Source organism: Natrarchaeobius oligotrophus (genome assembly GCF_003841465.1).
Classification (GTDB): Archaea; Halobacteriota; Halobacteria; order Halobacteriales; family Natrialbaceae; genus Natrarchaeobius; species Natrarchaeobius oligotrophus.
The window spans coordinates 1-21,403 of the sequence record NZ_REFZ01000002.1 but is presented as its reverse complement, the minus strand read 5'-3'; the positions used below and the strand labels follow the sequence as shown (position 1 = coordinate 21,403).

The 21,403-nt window shown below is 61.3% G+C and carries 12 protein-coding genes and 1 pseudogene; 7 read left to right on the top strand and 6 right to left on the bottom strand.

Going from position 1 to position 21,403, the window contains the following annotated elements; all coding sequences use genetic code 11:
- Positions 1-20 precede the first annotated feature (20 nt).
- Positions 21-1,265 (top strand): ABC transporter permease, encoded by a 1,245-nt coding sequence (locus tag EA472_RS02880; protein WP_243637761.1) that lies wholly within the window; start codon positions 21-23, stop codon positions 1,263-1,265.
- 387 nt (positions 1,266-1,652) lie between these two features.
- On the opposite strand, the gene EA472_RS02875 is transcribed toward EA472_RS02880, so the two are convergent.
- Positions 1,653-5,327 carry a CARDB domain-containing protein gene (locus EA472_RS02875; RefSeq protein ID WP_165874797.1) on the bottom strand — a complete coding sequence of 1,225 codons (3,675 nt, stop codon included), beginning with the start codon at positions 5,325-5,327 and terminating at the stop codon, positions 1,653-1,655.
- Between the two features lie 203 nt (positions 5,328-5,530).
- Here EA472_RS02875 and EA472_RS02870 point away from each other — a divergent pair, with 203 nt between their 5' ends.
- The 6 genes from EA472_RS02870 to EA472_RS02845 all read left to right on the top strand — a co-directional run bounded on the left by EA472_RS02870 (position 5,531) and on the right by EA472_RS02845 (position 12,888).
- A complete protein-coding gene (locus EA472_RS02870; RefSeq protein WP_124190009.1) occupies positions 5,531-6,646 on the top strand; it encodes a hypothetical protein in 1,116 nt (371 codons plus the stop codon).
- A gap of 126 nt (positions 6,647-6,772) precedes the next feature.
- On the top strand, positions 6,773-7,054 hold the full coding sequence (locus tag EA472_RS02865) for a hypothetical protein (RefSeq protein WP_124190008.1): 282 nt from the start codon (positions 6,773-6,775) through the stop codon (positions 7,052-7,054).
- Positions 7,051-8,175, top strand: coding sequence for a DUF4350 domain-containing protein (locus EA472_RS02860; RefSeq protein ID WP_124190007.1), 1,125 nt, complete (start codon positions 7,051-7,053; stop codon positions 8,173-8,175). Before EA472_RS02865 ends, EA472_RS02860 begins: the two co-directional genes overlap by 4 nt.
- Entirely contained in the window at positions 8,172-9,173 is a 1,002-nt protein-coding gene (locus EA472_RS02855; protein ID WP_124190006.1) for an AAA family ATPase, read from the top strand. The genes EA472_RS02860 and EA472_RS02855 overlap by 4 nt, the downstream gene beginning before the upstream one ends.
- 125 nt (positions 9,174-9,298) lie before the next feature.
- On the top strand, positions 9,299-11,374 hold the full coding sequence (locus EA472_RS02850; protein ID WP_124190005.1) for a DUF4129 domain-containing protein: 2,076 nt from the start codon (positions 9,299-9,301) through the stop codon (positions 11,372-11,374).
- Between the two features lie 350 nt (positions 11,375-11,724).
- Positions 11,725-12,888, top strand: a complete 1,164-nt coding sequence (locus EA472_RS02845; protein WP_124190004.1) for a DUF1616 domain-containing protein — start codon at positions 11,725-11,727, stop codon at positions 12,886-12,888.
- A 257-nt stretch (positions 12,889-13,145) separates the two neighbouring features.
- Here the strand turns inward: EA472_RS02845 and EA472_RS02840 are convergent, their stop codons facing one another.
- From EA472_RS02840 to EA472_RS23370, 5 genes and pseudogenes are all read right to left on the bottom strand, one after another.
- Complete coding sequence (locus EA472_RS02840) at positions 13,146-13,637, bottom strand: hypothetical protein (protein ID WP_124190003.1); 492 nt, start codon at positions 13,635-13,637, stop codon at positions 13,146-13,148.
- A 66-nt stretch (positions 13,638-13,703) separates the two neighbouring features.
- Positions 13,704-14,549 carry a hypothetical protein gene (locus EA472_RS02835; RefSeq protein ID WP_124190002.1) on the bottom strand — a complete coding sequence of 282 codons (846 nt, stop codon included), beginning with the start codon at positions 14,547-14,549 and terminating at the stop codon, positions 13,704-13,706.
- A 2-nt stretch (positions 14,550-14,551) separates the two neighbouring features.
- Positions 14,552-15,811: a dockerin type I domain-containing protein gene (locus tag EA472_RS02830; protein ID WP_124190001.1), complete on the bottom strand. Its 1,260-nt coding sequence runs from the start codon at positions 15,809-15,811 to the stop codon at positions 14,552-14,554.
- A complete protein-coding gene (locus tag EA472_RS02825) occupies positions 15,811-19,554 on the bottom strand; it encodes a PKD domain-containing protein (protein WP_243637760.1) in 3,744 nt (1,247 codons plus the stop codon). The genes EA472_RS02830 and EA472_RS02825 overlap by 1 nt, the downstream gene beginning before the upstream one ends.
- A gap of 159 nt (positions 19,555-19,713) precedes the next feature.
- A pseudogene (locus tag EA472_RS23370) lies at positions 19,714-20,535 on the bottom strand (outer membrane protein assembly factor BamB family protein); the annotation flags it as partial.
- Between the last annotated feature and the right edge of the window lie 868 nt (positions 20,536-21,403).

Genomic DNA, 21,403 nt, shown 5'->3' with positions numbered 1-21,403 from the left:
GGGATCGGAGGGTGTGCGTGATGGAGGCGGGACGCGCAATCGTTCGATGGCTCGCACGCCTCCGGACGGCCGGAGAAATTACCGTCAGTCAGCTTCGTCATCACAAGCTTCGACTGGGCATGGCGATCGTCGGCATCGCGCTCGCGGTGCTCGCGATGACGCTGCTGGCCGGGGTGGGGATGGGCGTCGTCGAAACCGGCGAACAGCAGTTCGAAACCGCCGACCGCGACCTGTGGGTAACCGCCGGCGAGACGCGAATCACCCCGGTCGGCGGCGGCGGATTCGAAAACACGCTGTACGATTCGCGAAACGTCTCTGCGGCGATCTCCGAGCACGAGGGGGTCAGAAACGCCGTTCCGCTGGCGTTCGAAACGGTCTACGTCGGAACGGGCGACGGCGAGTTCCGAACGTTCGTCGCGACCGGGACGACCGGTGGCGGATCGACCGTCCAGGTTACGGACGGAGAGCTGTTTCCCGGCGATCCCCACTACGCGGACGGAACGTACGAGGGCGACCGAACGAACGAGGTCGTGATCGACGAAGAGACGGCGCGACAACTCGGGGTCGACGTGGGGGATACGATTCACGTCGGCGGCTCGTACGCCGTCGCGCGGGAGAACGAAGTCACCGTCGTTGGCATCTCCCCGACGTTCGAGCGGATGCTCGGCACGCCGACGGTCGTCATGCCGCTGAGTGAGCTTCACCAGGCGACGGGAACGACCCACACCGAGCCGGCAACGTTTATCACGGTCACGCTCGAGGACGACGCCGATCCCGAAACCGTCCAGCAGGATCTCGAGGAGACACACCCCGAATACGAGATCCGGACCAACCAGGAGCAACTGGACGCCGTCCTCCAGGAGCAGGTGCTCGTGCTCGCGGCCGGCGTGACGCTGGTGATTCTCGCCGTCGGTGCGGGAATCGCGCTGACGGCCAACCTGCTCGCGCTCGTCGTCTACCAACAGCGGCGGGCGTTCGCCGTCCTCAGAGCACAGGGGATCTCCGCGACGCTGTTGATCGCGTCCGTCGTCGGTCAGGGAATCGCGATCGGTACGCTGGGCGGGGCACTCGGCGTCGCGCTCAGTTCGCCGTCCGCCCACCTCCTCGACCGACTCGCGAGCGCCGTCGTCGGATTCGACGGACTGGTTCAGCTGTCGCCGACGATTCTCGCCGGCGGATTTCTCATCGCCGTCGGCATCGGCACGCTCTCTGCGGCGCTGACCGGCTGGCGGATCAGCCGAACGCCGCCGCTCGAGTTGCTCTGATTCGAACGGTTGTGTTGGGTCCGGAACGCTTGCGTTCGTCCGACTCGAGCGTCCCTCTCGATCCGCTGACTCGTGCGTCCCTCGAGTGCGCGCGTGGGACGCGAATTCTGGTTCATCGAATCCGTGGTCGGCTGGCTGCGTCGCCACCAGCGGCCTCGAAGAGTGAGTGACTGGACGGGATGTAGTCCCACCGTCTCTAGCGAGCCGCGACGGTCGGCGGGACGTTTCCGTCGATGGGAGACAGATCAGGAGCAGTTGTCGTTACTCGAGGGCACGAGGTAGGGCCGTCACTCGAGACGATCGGGAACCGTTGCCATCACTCACTTGAGGCGTGGAAAAAGCGGGTCGAATCAGACGAGCGGTGAATCGAAAACCAAGCGCGTAGCGCTAGTTCAGTTGCCGGATCGCGATCAGTGCGATCGACAGCAACGCGACGAGCATCGCGGTGACGCCGAATCCGGGGATGGTGTCATCGGCGGTTTCCGGCGGCTCGTCGTCGGTCGAGTCGTCGGTGACCGGTGCGTCGTCGTCAGTTTCCACGGGTTCGTCGTCGGTCACCGGCTCGTCGTCATCAGTCACCGGCACGTCGTCGTCGGTCACCGGCTCGTCGTCGGTGACGTCATCGTCATCGTCGTCGGACGGCGGTGCCGGCGAACCGCCACCGCCGGACGGCGGCGTGTACTCGTCGACCGTAATCGACTTCGAGTCGTCGTCATCGTCGCTCGCGACCGTCGCGGTGAGACTGCCGACATCGCTTCCGGACGTCTCGTAGGTGAACGTGACACCAGTGCTGGCACCCTCGTCGAGCTTGACAGACTCGGTATCTTTCTGTGTCCCATCGATCAGGAACTCGATGGTCTGTTCGTCTCCATCGTCGTCGCCGATATTCGTGATCGTCGCTTCGACGGTCAGGTCGTTACCTTCCGTCACCGAATCGTCAGTCGCGCCCTCGTCGATCGACACGCGGTAGAACGAGTCGCCGGGATCGAGGACGGCGAGCGTACCTCCGTCGCTGTCGTCTGCGCTCACGATGTCGACGTTGTGGATACCGATGTCGTCGAGTTCCTCGGTCGTGAGTTCGACCTCCGCCGAGTCGCCCCCGGCAAGGTAGAGATCACTTTCAGTGGCGTTCGAGTATCCGTTGACCTCGAGGTGGATCGTTTGCGTGTCCTCGAGATCGCCGGTGTTTTCGACCGTCGCCGTCGCGGTGGCCGTTTCACCCTTGTAGATCTCGTCGTCGTCCAGTTCGAAGTCGGTCACTTCGAAGTACGCCGGTTCCTGGACCGTGAAGCCGGTCGAGAGGCCGTCGGGATCGGTCTCCGAAACCATCGCGGCATCGAAATCACCGGCGTCGGTGGTCTCGTACTCGAGAGAGACCGTCGTATCCTCACCGGGATCGAGTTCGACTTCGTCTTCCGTGGCGTTGACCGAGGTGCCGTCGACCTCGAGGGTGATGATCTCCTCGCCGCCCATGTCGCCTTCGTTCTCGACGGTTGCGGAGACCGTTATCGTCTCGCCTTTCAGGACGGTTTGCGGATCGACGTCGACGCTTTGGATGACGTACTCCGCGGGGTCGTTGGGTTCGGTCGATGTGTTCTGTTCGTTGATACCCGAGTTGATATTCAGTGCGCCCTCGGGTTGGTAGACACCGTCGGCGGTGAAGTCGCTGAGACTCCCCGGCCCTTCAGCGAGCGCAACGTCGATGTCGTTCGTCCCCACCACGCCGAGGTTGTCGTCGGAGCCGGCGTGGAAGTTGCTCGTCTGGACGACGCTCTCGTTGCTGTTTTCGGAGTGGATCGCGACTGCGGTACCGTCGTCACCGTCTTCGTCGGGATCGGTGACGATCGTGTTGTAGATGATCGTCGTTCCGTCCTGTCCGGGTTCACCGGTCAGGTCGATGGCGGTCTCGGCCGGTTCGCTCTCGGCCTCGACGACGTTGTTTCGGATCAATGTTCCGTCTCCGGCGACGTTAATCACCGGATCCATTCCATCGGCGACGAAGTCGTTCGATCGAATTTGCGTGTCGTTCGCATCCGTGGCGACGTCGATCGCCGTCGATGCGTCCGTGAACGTCAACCCGCGGACGACAACGTTGTCCGAATCGAGCGTGAAGATCGGGTCTTCGTTACCGGTCTCGTTTGCGACCGTGATATCGTCGCCGACGCCGCGGACGCGAATCGCCTCCTCGATCACGACGTTTTCTTCGAACGTGCCATCACCGACGGAGACCGTATCGCCTCCGGTCGCGCTATCGACGGCATCCGCGATGGAACCGTAATCGATCTCGATCGATTTGGAGTCGGTGTGTAGCGTTTCACCGGAGGTACTGTCGGCGACTTCGAGTTCGGCCGAATCGGTGAAATTACCGGCTCGGGTGTCTTCCAGGCCAAACGTAGCGGAGATAGATTTCGTCTCGCCGTCGTCGATGCTAACGCTGTCGTTCACATCGACCTCGTCGTTGAACGCGTGCTGAACGTCGATGGTTCCCGGTTGGTCGCCGGTATTTGCTATTTCGGCGGTGAGCGTGATCTCGTCGGTACCGACGTCTTCAGTGTAGCTGGTGACATCGAACTCGGCCGGATCCTGCTCCAGAATCTTCGCAGACGCCGAGTCGCTGTCGTCGTCGCTTGCAACCGTGACGACGACGCCGGGTGCGTCACCGACTTCGGTCTCGTACTCGAAGTTGACGTTCGTCTCCTCGTCCGCATCGAGTGCGACGGTCTCGCTGTCCACCACGTCACCGTCGACGCGGAACTCGACGTTCTGTTCACCGTCGGTCGTTCCAGTGTTTTCGATGTTCGCGTCGACCGAGACGTTTCCGTCGCCTTCGACGACGCCGTCGTCATCGACGTTCGTGATCTCGACGTCGAAGTTGACGTCGATCTCGTCGTACAGGTCGATCGTACCGGTGTTCGTCTCGAGCTGGTCGCCGTCTTCGTTACCCGCCACGTGGATCCAGCGGTACTCGCCTTCCTCCCACTCCTCGAGCGTGCCGACGTCGATCGAGGCGGAGTCGTCGTCGACGACGAGCGCGGTCGCGGAGGCGTCCAGAACGGTGGAACCGGCTTCGACCTGATCCTCGTCGAATCCGGTCTGATCGGACGTCGCGGCGACGACGTCGAGGATGCTCACCATGCCGGTTTCGCTGCCAGGTCCGCCGGAGAAGCCGAACAGCTCGAGTTCGTCCTCGACGGAGAACTCGCCGTTGAGATCACCGATGTCCGAGTGAATCGTGACGTTGTCCGTGGAAATGTCCGCGCTGATCTCCTCTTCGATCTCGATCAACGTGCTCTCGTCGAGGAAGGTGTCCTCGTCGTAGAGGACGATTCCGTGCTGAACCGGCTGATCGATTCCGCTCGGTCCCGCCGTGAACTCGACGTCGTCGCCGAGTTCAGCGGCCGACGGATGATCGACCGTGGACGGACCATCCTGAACGACGAAGCTCTCGAGGCCCGCGATCGTCGTCTCGCTCTCGACGGTGAGATCTCCGCCGTCGATCTCGAGACCGTCGGTCGCGAGTATCGCGACGTACTGTCCAGCCTCGTCTCCGGACGCGTCGTACGTCACGACGCCGTCACTGACGTCGGGATCGTTGTCTTCGTGCTGGAAGTCGACGTTCTCGTTGAGCGGATCGAGCGAATCGCCGCCGAACGCGGTCAGGAGATCGACGACGCTGGTTCCCTCGTCGGGATCGACCTGGCCGACGATGAGATTGAGGTCGGTGAGATCGGATTCGTCCCCGTGATACTCGAGCGGAACGGTATCCTGAGAGAAGACGCCGAGGTGATCGTAATTCGCGTCCAGTGTCACTTCGGTCGTGTCGTGTACGAGAACCGATACGTCCTGATTATCGACGACGGTGTTCGCGTTCTCGCTCGTGTAGTCGGCACGGAGCGTGAACGGTGCGTTCTCCGAAACTGAGAGGTCCTCGATTCCCGTCTCGAGGTCGTCGCTCGAGACCGAGGCTGATTGAGCTGGCGGAGGCGCGGCACCCACAACACCAGCCAGCGGTGCCAGTATCAGGATGAGCGTCATCCCTACAGTGACAGCTGACTTAGACATGGTCGGATGACTGTCTCCAGCATAGTTATCTTTTTCCATTTGTCACATCGTAATTCGCTTGAGAATATGGACGAGGAACAGGAAGGCAACGATTGGACCGGTACGTTCACGTAATAGTATTCGCATTCAGCGGGTATGCGACTCCCCGCAACACGCCCGTTCCGCAAATCATGAAAACGAAATCTCGTCGTCGGACGACACGTTTGGTTCTGGTAGCAGCCCTCACCGCCGGACTGGCAGTCGGAACGGCCGTCGTCGTAGCGGACGACTACTCCATCTCGGTCGACGGCGCGATCGATACGCCGACGGAGACCGTGACGTACGACGGGACGCAGTACGAAATATCGGCGCTCGGCACGGTCGAACACGGCGAACCCGTAGCCGCATCGGTGTCGATACCGGCGGATACGAACTACGACGTCAATCTCCTCGATTCGGAAGGCGGCGTCGAGGCGTTCGCGAGCGGAACCGGGTCCGAAGCTGTCACGTTCGAGACCGACGACGTCGATCCGGGATCGTACGCACTCGTGTTGTACGTTGACGGCGCAAATCCGGTCGACGTCCACCCAGTCGTCGTCGACGGCTACGACGTGTCGCTCGAGCACTCGACCGCCGTCTCACAGGGCGACGAGATCGAGATCGGGGTCACCGTTGCCGAGGGCGAGCTCACTCACGATCCGGACGACGTCGAGGTGGCGGTCTGGGACGACGACACGGTCGTCCGGGAGAACGCCGCCCACGATTCCGGCGACGCGTACGCGGCGTCCGTGTCGACGTCGGAGCTCGAGGTCGGATCGACCTACGCCGTCTACGCCGTCGCGCAGGGCGAGGACGACCTCGAGATGGCCAACGAGCCGGAGATCCTGGCGGTGAGCGACGAGAGTACGGTCGAAATCACCGACGCGGACGACGGCGACGACTCGACCAACGGAGACGGACCGGGCGGCGGTCAGGAACCGGGAGGCGATGAGCCGGTCGACGACGAGAAGGGCGCGGACGACGACCTCGAGGATTCCGACGACGACGGCCAGGACGACGAGCCGACGGACGACGAGAGTGACGACAAAACGGAGTCCGATGCTGACGACGACCCGCAGTCGGAGAGCGACGATTCGTCCGACGACGGGATTGCGGACGACGACGGTTCCGACGGCGACGAGACGGCCGACAACGTCGTCCAGCCGAACGAGGACGACTCGAGCGACACCGGCGCGGGCGACGGGACTGCGGGAGACGCCGACACCGTTCCGATGACCGCCGCGTTGATTCTCGCAGTCGCTGTGTTACTGTTCGGGCTCGAGCGACGCGTCTTCCGGTGATCACGCTCGAGTACGTGCGAGATCGAGATCGGACGGTGTGAGGTCATCGGCGACCGAAACGCGAACGGTTCGCCGGTCGTCACCGGTCGAGACATTTACGGTGGTGCCCGCCACCTCTACGAGTAGATGCCGACGCGTCGTCGTCACCAGTTCGTCTACGGACAACTCGCGTGGATGGTCGCGACCGTCCTCGTGTTGACAGTCCTCGGCGCGCTCTCGTACGAGCTGTTTTTCGTCCTCTCGTTGATCGGCGTTTTGATCGTTACCGAGCTGACGGCCCCGGTCAACGTGACGCCCGCCTGGCGACGCCGACTCCGGTGGCTGATCGCGATCGGACTCGCCGGGTTCGCGATCGTCGTCACGCGACGGATTCTCGAGATCCTGCCGCCGGAGGTCGTGCCGATATGAGCGTTCGGAGCTTGATCCGCCGTCGAACCGGGTACGACCTCGAGTGGCCGACGGTGCTTCTGGTCGCGATCACCGGTGCGGTCGTACTGACGGTACTCGTCGGCGCAAGCACGTCCGGCGCAGCATTCGGACTCTACAACCCGGCGTGGGACGGCTCGGGTGAGTTCCGCGACGCGATCGACTCGGATCCCGACACGGAGCTCCTGATGATCGAGGAGACGAATGCGTATCCGACGGACGAATCGGCGGCAGATACCGTCGCGTTCGTCGTCGCACCCGAGGAGTCGTACGGCGGCGAGGCTGCGGATCGACTCCGCGAGTTCGTCGAACGCGGTGGAACGCTGGTCGTCCTCGACAACCTCGAGGCGAACGCCAACCCGCTTCTCGAGGACGTCGGTGCCGAGGCGAGAGTCGACGGGCGACTCGTCCTCGACGAACGCCACAACGAGCGAGGACCGGCGATGCCCATCGCGACGGCCGACGGGAACCACTCGCTGGTCGAGGAAATCGACGAGCTCGCGTTGAACCACGCGACGTCGATCGAACCCGGAAACGCGACGGTGCTGGTCCGCACGAGCGAGTTCTCGTACCTGGGAACGTCGCCCGACGACGAGCCCGACGACGACGCGAACCTGACGCGGTATCCCGTCGCCACGGCGGAACCGGTCGGCGACGGCCATGTCGTCGTCGTCGGCGATCCGAGCGTGACGATCAACGCGATGTTCGCGCAAGCCGACAACGAGGCGTTTCTCGTGGGAACGTACGACGGGGCAGATCGCGTACTGTTGGATCGCTCTCATTCGTCCGGGCTGCCGCCGTTGATCGCTGCGGTGGGGGCAATTCGGTCGATCCTCCCGTTGCAGTTGGTGCTCGGCCTTTGCGCGATCGGTGCCGTCGCCGTCGGGATCAACCCGCGATTCGAAACGGTGCGGTCCGTGATCCGAGCGCGGATCGAATCGCTCGGCGAGACGGAATCCGCTACGGTCGGTGTCGATTCCGTTCTCACGGAAGACGAACTCGCCGCCGCGGTCCGCCAAGCGCATCCGGACTGGGACCAAAGCCGGATCCAGCGCGTGATAGCAGCGTTTAACCGACCGGACTCGAAAGACGGTGACCAATGAGTGAGACGGACCAGGCGTTGGACTCCGATTCTCGAACCCCCACGGACGTCTACGAGGCGATCGAGCGGGAGATCGGAACAGTGCTGGTCGGGAACGAAGCCGCGATCGAACTCCTCACAGTCGCCGTGTTCACGCGCGGACACCTCCTCGTCGAGGGGGTTCCCGGCGTCGCGAAGACGACGCTCGCGAACCTGTTCGCTCGAGCCGCGGGCCTAGAGTACCGTCGAGTCCAGATGACGCCGGACGTCATGCCGGCGGACATCACGGGAACGCACGTCTACCGAGAAAACACGGGCGAGTTCGAACTTCAGAAGGGGCCGGTCTTTACGAACCTGGTCGTCGCGGACGAGATCAACCGCGCGACGCCGAAGACCCAGAGCGCGCTGCTCGAGGCGATGGCGGAGCGGCGCGTCTCGATCGAAGGAGAGACGCTCGCGTTGCCGGAGCCGTTCATGGTGATCGCGACGCAGAATCCAATCGAGATGGAGGGGGTCTTCGAGCTTCCGGAAGCTCAACGCGATCGATTCCAGTTCAAACTCACGATCGACCTTCCGGATCGCGACGAGGAGATCGAATTGCTGGATCGGTTCGACGACGATCCGGAACTCGGTCCCGATAGCGTCGATCGAGTGGTCGATCCCGAGACGCTGGTGTCGGCCCGAGAATTCGTCTCGAACGTCTACGTCGCCAGACCGGTCAAGGAGTACGTCCTCGATCTCGTCGGGGAGACGCGCGATCATCCGGACACGGTTCACGGCGCGTCGCCGCGTGCGAGCCTCACGTTTATGAACGGCGCGAAAGCGCTCGCGGCGATCCGGGGTCGGGAGTACGTTCTTCCGGACGACGTGAAAGCGCTCGCGCCGTCGGTGCTCGCACACCGACTCGTCTTGAGCACCGAAGCTGATCTCGCGGCCGTCGATCGGACGGACGTCGTCGCGGACGTCGTCGACGCGGTCACGGTTCCCGACGCGAGCGACGTGCGGGCCGCGTCCCGCTAGTGGCCCGAATCCGACGATCGTGGTGAACGCAAGGGTTGTCGGGACGAACGCCCCCCTTGCAATTCACGGCAGACCGCTCGAGCGCGAGCAGACACCTTTTTGTCGAGACCGACCAATCACCGAGCGTGCACGGTGTCGTCGTCCGAACGCTCGCGGTCGTTTTCCTCGTCTGCCTCGTCGCAATCACGGCCAGCGGTGCGACCGTCGTCCACGACGAACGAGCGAGTGTCGGCGTCGTCGCAGCCGATACAGACGACGACAACGAGACGATTCGTCACCAGAATCCCGACGAGTACGACGGCGACGGCGGAACCGACGCGACCGAATCCTGGCTGGCGGATCAGCTCGGCGAGCGACTGAGCGACAGCGCGATCGCTCTCGATCGAGGCGAGTACGAGCGGGCGAGCGAGTACGTCGACGAGGAGTACTACGATCGACTCGAGCAGTACGTCGACGTCGCCGGCGAAACGGGTGGTGAGGAGGACGGCGACGGGGCGACGGCCGGACAGTCGTACGAGGAAACGGCCGAGGAGCAGAGCCAGTTCGCTAACCGAACCGAGCAATACTACGAGACGAAATCCGAGTACGAGACGGCACGAGAGGAGGGGGACCGGACGCGTGCTCGCGAACTCGCACGCGAACTCGAGTTGCTCGCCGGCGAGATCAGCGATCTCAACGAAAGCGTCAGCGGCGGATACGACCGACTTACGGCGGAGACGGACCGAGACTTCGATCCTGCGAGCGAGGCGACCGCGAACGTGAGCGCGACCGTCGAACGGGAGCAAGCAGTCATCCGGGAAGCGGAGTTCGTCGAAACCGAACTCGTCCTCGAACCGGACGGGGAGCGCGCGTCGTTTCTGGAGCCCATGACGGGACAGGCGGAGGTACGGACCGCCGACGGAGAGCCCGTGGCGGGGAACGGAGGGCAGCTCGTCGTTCGCGACAGGCCGCTAGAAACGACGTTTCACGGTAATGGAAGCCTCGAGTTCGCGTATCGGCCGGTGCTCGAAGCGCTCTCGACGGAATCCGTCGCGGTCGAGTACCGTCCGGATCCCGGCTCGGAATACCTCGGTTCGCGGGCGTCGATTCCCGTCTCGATCGAGTCCACCGAGGTGCGGATCGAGAATCTCGAGACGGAGTCGTCGATTGGCTACGGCGAGCTGGTCAGGGTAGAAGGCGATTTCGAAACCGACGCGGAGTTGCCGGTCGACGACGTACCCGTGACGGTCACACTCGGCGAGCACGAGCTTGACGAACTCAGCGTCGAAAACGGATCGTTCTCGGGAACGGTACCGGTTCCGGCCACCGTCACCGACGGCGACCGGACGCTTCGAGTTGGGTTTCCCTTCGAAGAGCGAGCCCTGTCGTCGGCCGAAACAGAGCGAACGGTGACCGTCCGGGAGACGGACACCGAGATCTCCCTCGAGGCGGAGCGAACGAACGATTCGAGCGTTCTCCTCGACGGCAGGCTCGAGACGGAAGGCGGGGAAGGAATCGAAGGACAAGAGATCGAGATCCGGACGGACGGACTGTCGATGCAGACGGTGGGAACCGACGAGGACGGCAACTTCACGGGGACCGTTTCGGTCGGAGACGCGGGAGCGGACGAACGAACGATCGTCGCCACCTACGACGGGTCGGGGACGAACCTGGCGAGTACGGAAGCGACGGTGACGATGGACGAGGGAGCGGAACGAAGCGTTCCCGGATCGGCAGCCGCGTGGGCACTGTCCGGACTCGTGGTGACGGCGATCGGACTGGGACTCGCACGTCGGTATCGGAATCGAGATAGCGGTGGCGAGCGCGACACGACGGCTCGCGAACCCGTACGCGAAAGCGCGCCCGTGGAACGATCGCCCCTCGAGGAACGACGATCCGTCGTCGAGTCGTTGCTCGAAAGCGCAGACGACCGCCTCGAAAGCGGGGATCCGGACGCGGCGACGCGACTCTGTTACGCCGCGACCAGAACGATCTGTGAGTCGTCGCTCGAGACTGCCCGACCGGGGACGCTCACCCACTGGGAGTTCTACCGACGATATCGCCAACTCGATGGAGAGGTCGATTCGCTCGAAGAGATCACGCAAGCGTACGAGCGCGCGACTTACACTCCCCGGCGGACGTCCGTCGAAGACGCCGAGCGCGCTCTCGAAACGGCGCGCCGACTGTACAGACGGGAGGTCGCGGGCGAGGGGATCGGGTGATCCGGAGGACCGTTCGGGACACGGTCGGAGGACGTTCGTTTCGGGACGTGCACACACCCCACATATTCATTCCAGCTGCTGGTATTAGTTTTCCAACATTTTTGGATAGATAGAGGTGAAACTCGTCCCTAGCGGGGTTGGGGGACTCGTCACTATCCACACCGACAGTAGCCCCCTCTCGCCCCGCTACTGACACCCAAAGAACACCGGCTCTCGTGCCGGTGTTTCACAGAGAGCAGCGAAAGGGGATTGACGCGATGGTCTACCGTCGTTGGATCGTTTTGACACTGGGTTCGCCGTGACGGCGAGACCGACCGACTTTTATCGTCGTCGATCCGTTGCTCGAGTGAATGGTCGACCGACGGTCACTGTGGTTGCTCCTGCCACGACCGGTCCGTGCGTTGCCCGCCGATCTCGGCTGCACGCTCGTGGTGACGCTACTGGTGAACGTCGCCGTCTTCGCGCCCGTCGTTCGCGAGACGCCGCTTCGGATCCCGCTCGGTCTGCTCTTCGTCCTGTTCATACCGGGGTACGTGTTCATCGCGGCGCTGTTTCCCGAAGCCGGTGAGAGAGCATCCGGCGACGAACGGGCGGGGTCGACGCCGGACGAGAAAGGAGTGTGGGGCGAGCAGGTCGACGAATCGCGAGAGAACGACGTATCGGACGGAGACGGGACCGGGTTGTTTTCCGACGCGCCGTCGCGGTCGGGAATCGACGGCATCGAGCGCGTCGCGCTAGCGTTCGGACTCAGTATCGCGATCACGCCGCTAATCGGTCTCGCGTTGAATTTTACCCCGTGGGGGATTCGGCTCGCGCCCATCATGGTCGCGACGACCGGATTCACGCTCGCCGTGACGGCGATCGCCGCGATTCGTCGGTGGGACCTCCCGCCGGAAGATCGGTTCCGAGTTCCGTACCGGGAGTGGTACGAGAGCGGACGGACGGAACTGCTCGAACCGGAGTCCCGGACCGACGGGCTGTTGAACGCGTTGCTCGTGCTGTCGATCGTGTTGGCCCTCGGAACGGTGACGTTCGCTATCGTCGTCCCGCCACAGGGCGAAGAGTTTTCCGCGGTGTACATTCTCACGGAAGACGACGGCGAACTCGTCGCGGACGGCTATCCGACCGACCTGTCGGCCGGGGAGAGCGCCGAAATCGTTCTCGGCGTCGACAACCACGAACACCGGACCGTCGATTACACCGTCGTCGTCCTCGAGCAGGAGACCGATCAGGTGCCGAACGAGTCGGGCATTGTAGACGAATCCAACGAGAGCGTGCTGAACGAAACGGTCGTGACGAACCAGCGCGAACTCGATCGGTTCGAGACCCGTCTCGAGCACAACGAGTCGTGGCACCACGCACACAGCGTCGAACCGTCGCTCACCGGCGAAAACGTCCGGATCGTCTGGTTGTTGTATCCCGACGGAGGGGTGCCGTCGGAACCCACGATGGAAACAACTGACTACAGCGTCCATCTCTGGGTCAACATCGACGAAAGCGCCGAACAGAACTGATCGCACGTCGAACACGGTCCAGAGATACCGGTGCTCCAGCTTTAGCATCCGGCTATATAATTCGAGATATTGATTCCAATATTAGTGGTAGGTAGTTGATGGACAAGAATCTCGAGACATCGACGCCGATCGTCGACCCAGTGGATCGGCCGGGCAAGGCCGGCGAGAAACGATTGGCAGCGATTACCCCCCCTCCCTCGCGTGCAATCTTCTGTAGACCACGCCCAGTAACTGAAGACACGAAAATCGTGAAAACATCACTCGCTTTCTGAATCGGCCAATTCCACCGAATTCAACACGTTCGCGGAGAACGCCTCAGGGGTAATCTCCCCCGCTTCGAACTCCTCGGCCCACGTCGATCGAACGTACCACGTGGCAAGCGGGTCGCTTCCGTCGGTAACTGTCGATTCGAGTCGATCCGTTTCGAGTCCGTGATCTCGTGCGAGAATGTATCCCCCGGCGATGGTTCCGATTTCGTCGGCGAGTTGTTGGTCGGTAGCCGCCTCGGTGGCGTACACTAACTCGACGGTTCTCTCAGCGGTCTCGAGAGTGACAACCGAGACGTCCACGTCGTCGAGATGCGATCGGAAGAACTCGAGTGCATCGTCGTCCGCACTCGCACCTTGTTCGTTGTCTTCACCGCGTTCATCGCCCCTATTTGCACCCCGTGATCCGTCGTCTTCGTTCGCGGCGCGTTGGTTGTTCTCGCCCGTACATCCAGCGAGAACGATCGTCGATCCGACAGCCACAAGCACGTCACGACGGGATCGGAGCCGAAAGCGAACACGGGAGGGGGACGTGGGTGTATCCATTACTTACTGTAACTCACGAGTTCGGATTACAAACGCGAGTCCGGCGAAGACGGCGAAGATAGTGATGCTAATGCCCAAGCCGGGAATCGTGTCTTCGTCTTCGGCGGAATCGTCAGTCGCTGGATCCGGAGTTTCTGCGTCATCTTCGGCGGAGTCGTCAGTGGTCGGTGCGGGAGTTTCCGAATCATCCTCGACAGAATCGTCAGTGGCTGGATCGTCAGTCACCGTGTCATCCGTTTCTTCATCGTCGTCCGAATCGGAAACGGGCGGAGCGCCTCCGCCGCTACCGCCGCTACCGCCGTTAGTAGGCCCGCCGTTGGTATCGGAGTCGATCTCCAGCGTCAAATCGTCGTGGTCGTGATCGATCGCCTCGCCATCGACATCGGCGAACGTCTCGATCGCCTCGATTCGGAGATCGGTCTCACCGTCGGCGATTCCGGTGACGGTCAGTTCGGCGAGCATCAGTGTTCCCGGTGTCTCGTCGACGTCACCAGTGTACCCGACGACGGTCACCGTATCGCGTTGGTTTTCCTCGGTCTCCGATTCGACGATGAACCGGTCAGTTCCGGAAATATCGAGAGCGACGGCATCTGGATCGTACGAGACCTCGAGTTCGTACGCTCCGACGCCCGTGTCAGCCGGAACATCCGTCACGATCAGGTTTGCGTCAGCACTATCGTCAAACTCCTCTGGATCGTCGAACGTCACCGTCGCGTCTGCGGCGACGCCGCCGGCTGCAACGACTGATGCACAGATTGCAAGTACGCAACACACGGCGAATAGCCTGAGCGCTCGAGTTGACAATCCGGCTTCCAGTGCGGCGTGAACGCGAGTAAGTGAGATCGCCATTTTCAGGCACCTCCAGTCACGTCGTACGATTCATCGCGATTGCCGTCGTGATATTGCTGAATTTTCATCGCGTCGACTGCCGTAATCTCCCCGTCATCGGTCACATCACCGTACTCGAGTGTCGCGTCGCCAGCTGCGAGGTTTGCAGCGATCGTCGCTGCGTCGTCGTCCGTAACGGTTCCGCTGAGCGTAACGTCCCCGATCGGATACCCCTCGAGCGTCACTGACACCGTCTCGTCGAAGTCACCGTCGAGGGTGACGGTGGAAACTCCCGAGCCGTCGCTTCGGGCGAGCCATTCGCCGTCGTGGACGCTGTGACTATCGAGGCTGTGCATCGGGAGGGTCGGTTCGTCTTCGAGTGCGAGGACGGCCGTTCCACCACTGTTGGTCGCGTCGAATTCGACGGTCTGGAGGGTGTTGGTTTCGGCGTCACCGCGGGTGACCGACCGGGAATCGCTGTTTCCGATCACCTCCGCATCGTCCGTCTGGGCGATCACGATCGGAGTGGTCGCCGAGCCGGGGTCGGCGTCGGAGAACGCGACCGATTCGGTCGCATACTCCGCGACTCCCACGGAGTCGATCGTCAGCTCACCGTCGAGGAGCGACAACTCCCCGGTAACGTCGTACTCGAAGCCACCGGGGACGTCTACGACGAGGCTACCTGTCCCAGTCTCGTCGATTTCATTGCCGGAGATTTCGATAGCACCGTCTGCCGTTACCTCGAGCGTTCCGAAGGCGACGGGATCGACGGAGACGCTCTCACGGACGTTATTTTCTTCGTTGTTGAGCGGTCGAACGTCCGCTTCGATCGTCACCTCGTTCGTAGAGCTTACGGTCAGGTCGAAGACGTAGGTTCGGGTTTCTCCGGCCTCGATCATCTCGCCCTCGATGAACAGGGAATCGCCGGTTCGAAACGTGCTATCGTCGACGAATGCACTTCGATCCTCGACGGAGCCATCGACGTGAACCGCGACGCCGTCGACGAACTCCGTCCCTCCCTGGACGGAGCGTCGATCGTCGGGAATCTCGAGACCGTCTCGGAGTGGCACCTCCACAAGCGGGAAGATGAGGTCAGCGTCGTCGTCGTTTGTTACTTCGACTTCGACCGTTTGACCGTCACCCTCGAACGTCGGATCGGCGGGGTCGATTTCGACCGTCAGGTCGGTATCTTGCGCAGCGACGCCGCCGACGGCGACGACTGAAAGGACGCAAGCTGCAATGATTGCGGTCACGAACACGAGCAGCGGTCGCGAGTAGGACATCAGTTCTCACCTCCGATTGCGTCTTCATGGACCTCCTGAGTCGTCTGCACGGCGACGATGACCGTTCCGGAGCCGTCTTCACTGGAGTCAGTGACGCTAACGGTCACATCGTTCAACTCGTCGTTGTCCTCTCTGAGTTGTGCCAGTTCGCCCGTAATCTCTTCGCTCGCCTGTGGATCGTCCGCATCGACGGAGATTTCCGAGACCACGTCAGCGGATCCTTCTAGCGTCACTTCCATCGTTCGATCGGCGTTCTCGTTGGTCAGTTCGGTAAGTGCCGTCAGCGCCATGTTCGTTGCTCGTGGGTAGCCCCAGGAGCCGTCCGTTTCGTAGACGTCGATCAGATAATCTACTCCTGCCTGGACTTCCGCGCCGTATTCAACTTCGTCAGCGGCATCGAGGGCGAGCATCGAGATAGCAGTCGATTTGCTGATGTCTCCCTCGTTATTGTACCACGGTGATTGGTGGTACGGGTCCCACGATCCGTCCTCGTTCTGGTTGTCCGCTAACCACGCGGCACCGTCTTCGACTGCGTTTTCGATCTCCTGACGCTGTTCGTCGTCTTCGTAGGCCTCTGCGTCCAGGACAATCTGGAGGCCGTAGACCGCGAAGGCCGTCGATCGGTGATTCTCGTCGTTCCACGTCGGACTGTCGTCGTCCTGAATCTCGAGCAGTTCGTCCGCTGCGTCGGCGTAGGTTTCGTCGATTAGCTCTGCAGACTCCTCGGAGGTTCGCTCGCTCTCTGCTGCCTCCTCGAGCGAGATTACTGCGAAGCCAATCGCGCTGGCGTCGTCGTTGAGGTAACCGTCCGTGCCGGCCCAGTTATCGTCCGCAGCAAGCCACTCGACCGCGTCGTCGAATTCGACGTCATCGAGCCGCTCCTCGTTTTCTGGACCGTATTTGTCGTCGTTGTCGACCTGCGAGAGTCCGTACAGTGCAAGCACGCTGAAGTAGGACTGGCCAGACTGCCAGGAGCTACCCCACTGGTTCCACGAGCCGTCGTCTTGCTGTTCCCGGATACCACCGGGGGCCAGTCGATCGACACCCTCCTCGATACTACCGTCGATCACCTGTTGACGGTCCGGATCGATGTCACCGTCATCTCGGTCCTCGTAGTACTGATGCGTGTTCAGCGCGCCGAGGAACGCTGAAGTCGTCTGTTCGACACAGCCGTACGGATAGTTGACCAGGTACTCGAGTCCCTGCAGGGTTCGGCCTTCCGGTCCACCTTGGACAGCAATCGAAACGTTGTGGCCTTCACTTACCTCGTCACCGTATACGCCGATTGTAGAGGTGACGGTGTCTTCGGTCCCGTCGTAACTGATGGCCGTCTCGTTGGTCACGGTCTCGGTTACGATCGAGATGTTCGTCCGGGCAGTGGTGTTATCCTCGACGTCCAGCTCGAGGGTGTCTTCGACGGTGAAATCGAGATCGACTGGGTCCTCGCTGGCCTCGACCGCCGTGAGGTCATAGGCAACTACGTTGGTGATTCCTGCGCGTGGACGAACGGTGACCGTCTTCGTCTCAGGATCGTCACCATCGACAAACTCGAGTTCTTCGGGTAACTCGAGGGTCGCGTTGACTTCTGCATTGGTGTTAGCCTCGTAACCAAAGACGGCAGTGAAGTTCTGACCACGGTTGACGTCACTTGGAACGGACGTCCGGTTCTCGTCGACAGTGAGTTCGTACGGTTCGACGGCGAATTCGGTCTCTGACTCACCGGGGAAGAGGTCATCAATGACCTCAACTGTGAGCGTGTAATTGCCCGGACCGAGCGGTTCATCAAACCGGTTTCGCTGCCGTTCACCCGGATCGAGGGCGTCAACGGTGACGCTTTCATTTTCGAACACGGTGTTGTTATCCTCGTCGGTGACGGTTACCGAAGCGACCGTCTCTTCGCTCGTCGCGGTACCGGCGTTCGCCACATAGGACCGGAGTGTGGTGTTTTCACCGTGTGTGACCTCGGAGGCGTGCGTACTAGCGTTGAACTCGGCGTACACCACCTCGATCGTCGCCGCGTCAACGTTGTTCTCGAGCGTCGTTTCGGAGATGTTGTCCGCCGGATCAGCTTCGACACGGAGGTCGAGGTCGCCGATGATACGGTGGTTCTGGACCCACTCACTGAGATCGAAGGTAACGGTCGTCGACTCGTCTTGGCTGAGCTCCTCGTCGATCTCCTTTTCGAGGTCGGTCGTCTGGAACTCTCCCTCGTACGTCGTCCCGTTAGCAATCAACTCGACGGCGAACGAATCGTCGACGGTCCGCGAGCCGAGATTCGTCACCTCCGCGTCGGCGTTCACGCCGTCGCGGATGTTCTGTTCGTCGTCCACATCGAGGTCGATCGCCAGATCCGTATCGTCGCTGATCGAAAGCGATTGGGATGTGGCGTCCGTGTTACCGCTCTCGTCTGTTACTGTGACCTCGAGTTCGTACTCACCGCGATGGGGGACCGAGAACTCGTAGGCCGGCGTGTCAGTGGTGGTACTGAAGACGACCGATCCGTCCTCGTCCGTCAGTACCCACGTGTAGTCGGCGATTCGATGATTGTCGGTCGATTCGCTTGCATCAGCGGTCACCGTCTGATCGACGGCAGCGTTTGCGGGTGCATCGAGACGGGCAACAGGGTCGGTCGTGTCGACGACGTCGACGGTGACGGTCTCTTGTGCGGGGTTCATTTCGCTCTGCAGTTGGACAGTTGCCTCGAATTCGCCGAGTTCGGAGTAGGTGTGCGTGTACGTCGGTTCGTCCGCGTCCGTCACTTGCTCGGGTTGGCCGTCGCCGGTGACGTCCCACGCGTAGCCGAACAAGTGATCGTCATTTTCCGCCCCCTCGACGGTGAACGTGACCTCGGTGACGTTGACCTCTGCAGTCGTCGGTTCGGCCGTCAGCGTAATCGCTTCGCTGACCTGCAGTTCCCGGGTGTAGGTCTCCTCTACCCCACTGGCTTCGAACGTGGCACTCGCCGCGTACCAACCGCTCTCAGCGTACGTGTGCGTTACGAGTGGCGTCTCCGCCGGATCATCGACTACGGTCGTGTTACCGTCGCCGAAGTCCCAGGTGATCGAATCGAACTCGATCTCCTCGTCGCCGTCGAACGCCGCTGCATCGGATGCGTCGAACTCGATCTCGTCGCCCACTTGCCATCCAATCTGTCCTTCTATCTCGAAATACGGCTCGATAACGACATCGTCACGGGGCTCGTCGTCCGTGGACAGATCGATCACGACGTCTTCGGTCGCGGTTACGTCAACGGACTTGATGTTTGGTTCCTCGCCGAATTCAGAGGCCGCCATCACGGCCACTTCCCCGTTGAGTTCGAGACCGCCGTCGCGAGCCAACAGCGGCGTTCCGTTCTCGTCCGTTTTGGTGGTAACCGTTGCGACCCCACCAGTATCCGTGTCCGTGTGTTGATACCCGACAGGGGCGCCTTCGACTGGGTCCCCGTCGTCGACAACGGTCACGTTGACGACGTGGCCAGCTGGGACGGTAACCGTCCCGATGTCGGTGTCCTCGGTAGCGGCGACCTCATCGATTCCGTACATGTCGACGGAGCCGTCACGAGGGAAGACATCAGCAGGTAGGTCGCCTTCCAGTTCCTCGTAGTAATCGACCTCCTCTGCCGTGACGTTCTGGATGCTGACCGTTTCGAAGACCGTTTCCGGCGCCTGATAGTATCCGACGTAATACGGCCGATCGCCTGGTTCCACCTCGACTTCGAACACACCATCCGAGTCGGTCCCCACCGTGGTTGGGTCCTCATCCTCCCCGGCGAATAGGGCTACCGTACTATCGGCCGCTGGGCTCCCGTCAGCGAGAGTGATCTCTCCGGAAATCGTGATCGATTCACTCGGTGATTCAATCCCCGTTGCGCTGCCGGAGACGACCGTGTGTGAGTCAAAGAGAACGTAATACAGTACGTCATCGATGACTTCTGGAGAGCCAACCGTGTCCTCCGGGTGTTCACGGGTGTCTTCTAGGTCACCTGTTTCCGCATCGAATGTGTAGAGCGTTTCACCAAATCCGCTTGCGTACAGTACGCCATCGTGTTCGGTTACTTGATTTATCCCGTGATCATCCGACTGCCACAGTTGTTCGCCATCATCGGCATCCAACGCGACGACAGTACCGCTATCGACTTCGTACAGCGTCCCGTCTTCCACATCGTGAAGATTTCCTTGTTTTTCTAGGACAACATCACCCGTTTCAATGTCGACTCCGTACATCATATTGGGATCATGCTGGCCGGGGCTACTACTCGTGTACACCACCCCATCATCGACCCTCGGCGTCGAAACAGCTGGCCCATCGAGATTCACAGACCAGAGGGAGCCACCAGTATCTACATCGATCGCATACAACGAACTAAACTGTGCATCGTTCGTGAAGATAATCCCGTCGTGATACGTGAGTGATCCCTGAATTTCGTCTCCCGGGTTGGTGAACGACCACTCTTCTTCTCCAGTTTCAACGTCGAACGCGTATACGTTATCCCAGGCCGCTGCATAAACCGTTCCGTCCTCAACGACTGGGGGGGTATGGACGACAGACCCGCCTGTGTCGTACTCGTCCAGTACTTCCCCCGTCTCAGCGTCCGCGACGTGCAAGTTGGCCTCACCTTCGATACCGTAGTACAGGATCCCATCAGCGACCGTGGCACTGACAGGTACGTCCTCCACAGTCGTCCGTGTCTGGACCTCACCAGTCAGGGTATCGTATCCGTACATCTCACCCAGGTCGGTCGTTACGTAGGTGGTACCGTCATCGATAGCCCACGGAGACGGCGATCCGATCGTATTTACCGTCCAGTTTCCGGGTGTGGATTCGTCGGGTAGTATGAACGACCCCAGGATTTTAAAGTCGTCATCTTTCACCCAGAGTACTGTGAGTTCCTGATCCTCAGTCACGTCCGTAATTTCCACAATCGCGTCTCCCTCAGAAACCGATTCTTCGAGTACGACCGCCGTGCCGTCTTCCGTGGAATCAACTAGCCACGTTAGTTGATCCTCCTCGAGTCCAAAATTGCCCTCGAAGCCCATCGCATCCGTATTATCCGGTGTGAGATCGCCGCCGCCGTCGTGAACGACCGTCACCGTATCCGTTTGTGGGTCGTAGTTAAACGCAAGTTCGGGATCGGGGTCAGGTCCGTCGTCGGCTGCACCAGCGCCCGCGAAAATCACGGATATTGCGATTACCGACAGGACGACGATCGCGACCAGTAACGCCGTGCGAAGGTACTCGTTTACCACCCTAACCCTTTTCCCACGTCCGAACCGCACCCCGAATAAACATCTCCCGCAGTGACTTTCGCTACTCATGACACGTAACTAGCTGGGGGGGTAATAAAACCGGAGGATACTGTAGCGATCTGTACGCTGACCGTCCATGTACAATACGTTCGACTACGCAATCCACGACTGGCCAACGGGGAGATCGAACCAATCGAAGTTACCGGGATATCAGTCGACTATCCGTCTTTAGCTAAGCGAGAAACCACGTGACAGCGGCGGCTTATCGAGGCATCTTTTCGAGAGGAATGAGGAGGCGACGAGTGTGCACAACGAAGCCTCCTCATCTCGGATTATGCGTCGGCTC

Coding starts and splice junctions, on each gene's coding strand:
- EA472_RS02865 (WP_124190008.1), top strand. CDS start 6,773: ATGCCGACGCGTCGTCGTCACCAGTTCGTCTACGGACAACTCGCGTGG.
- EA472_RS02855 (WP_124190006.1), top strand. CDS start 8,172: ATGAGTGAGACGGACCAGGCGTTGGACTCCGATTCTCGAACCCCCACG.
- EA472_RS02835 (WP_124190002.1), bottom strand. CDS start 14,549: ATGGCGATCTCACTTACTCGCGTTCACGCCGCACTGGAAGCCGGATTG.
- EA472_RS02880 (WP_243637761.1), top strand. CDS start 21: ATGGAGGCGGGACGCGCAATCGTTCGATGGCTCGCACGCCTCCGGACG.
- EA472_RS02875 (WP_165874797.1), bottom strand. CDS start 5,327: ATGTCTAAGTCAGCTGTCACTGTAGGGATGACGCTCATCCTGATACTG.
- EA472_RS02860 (WP_124190007.1), top strand. CDS start 7,051: ATGAGCGTTCGGAGCTTGATCCGCCGTCGAACCGGGTACGACCTCGAG.
- EA472_RS02830 (WP_124190001.1), bottom strand. CDS start 15,811: ATGTCCTACTCGCGACCGCTGCTCGTGTTCGTGACCGCAATCATTGCA.
- EA472_RS02845 (WP_124190004.1), top strand. CDS start 11,725: ATGGTCGACCGACGGTCACTGTGGTTGCTCCTGCCACGACCGGTCCGT.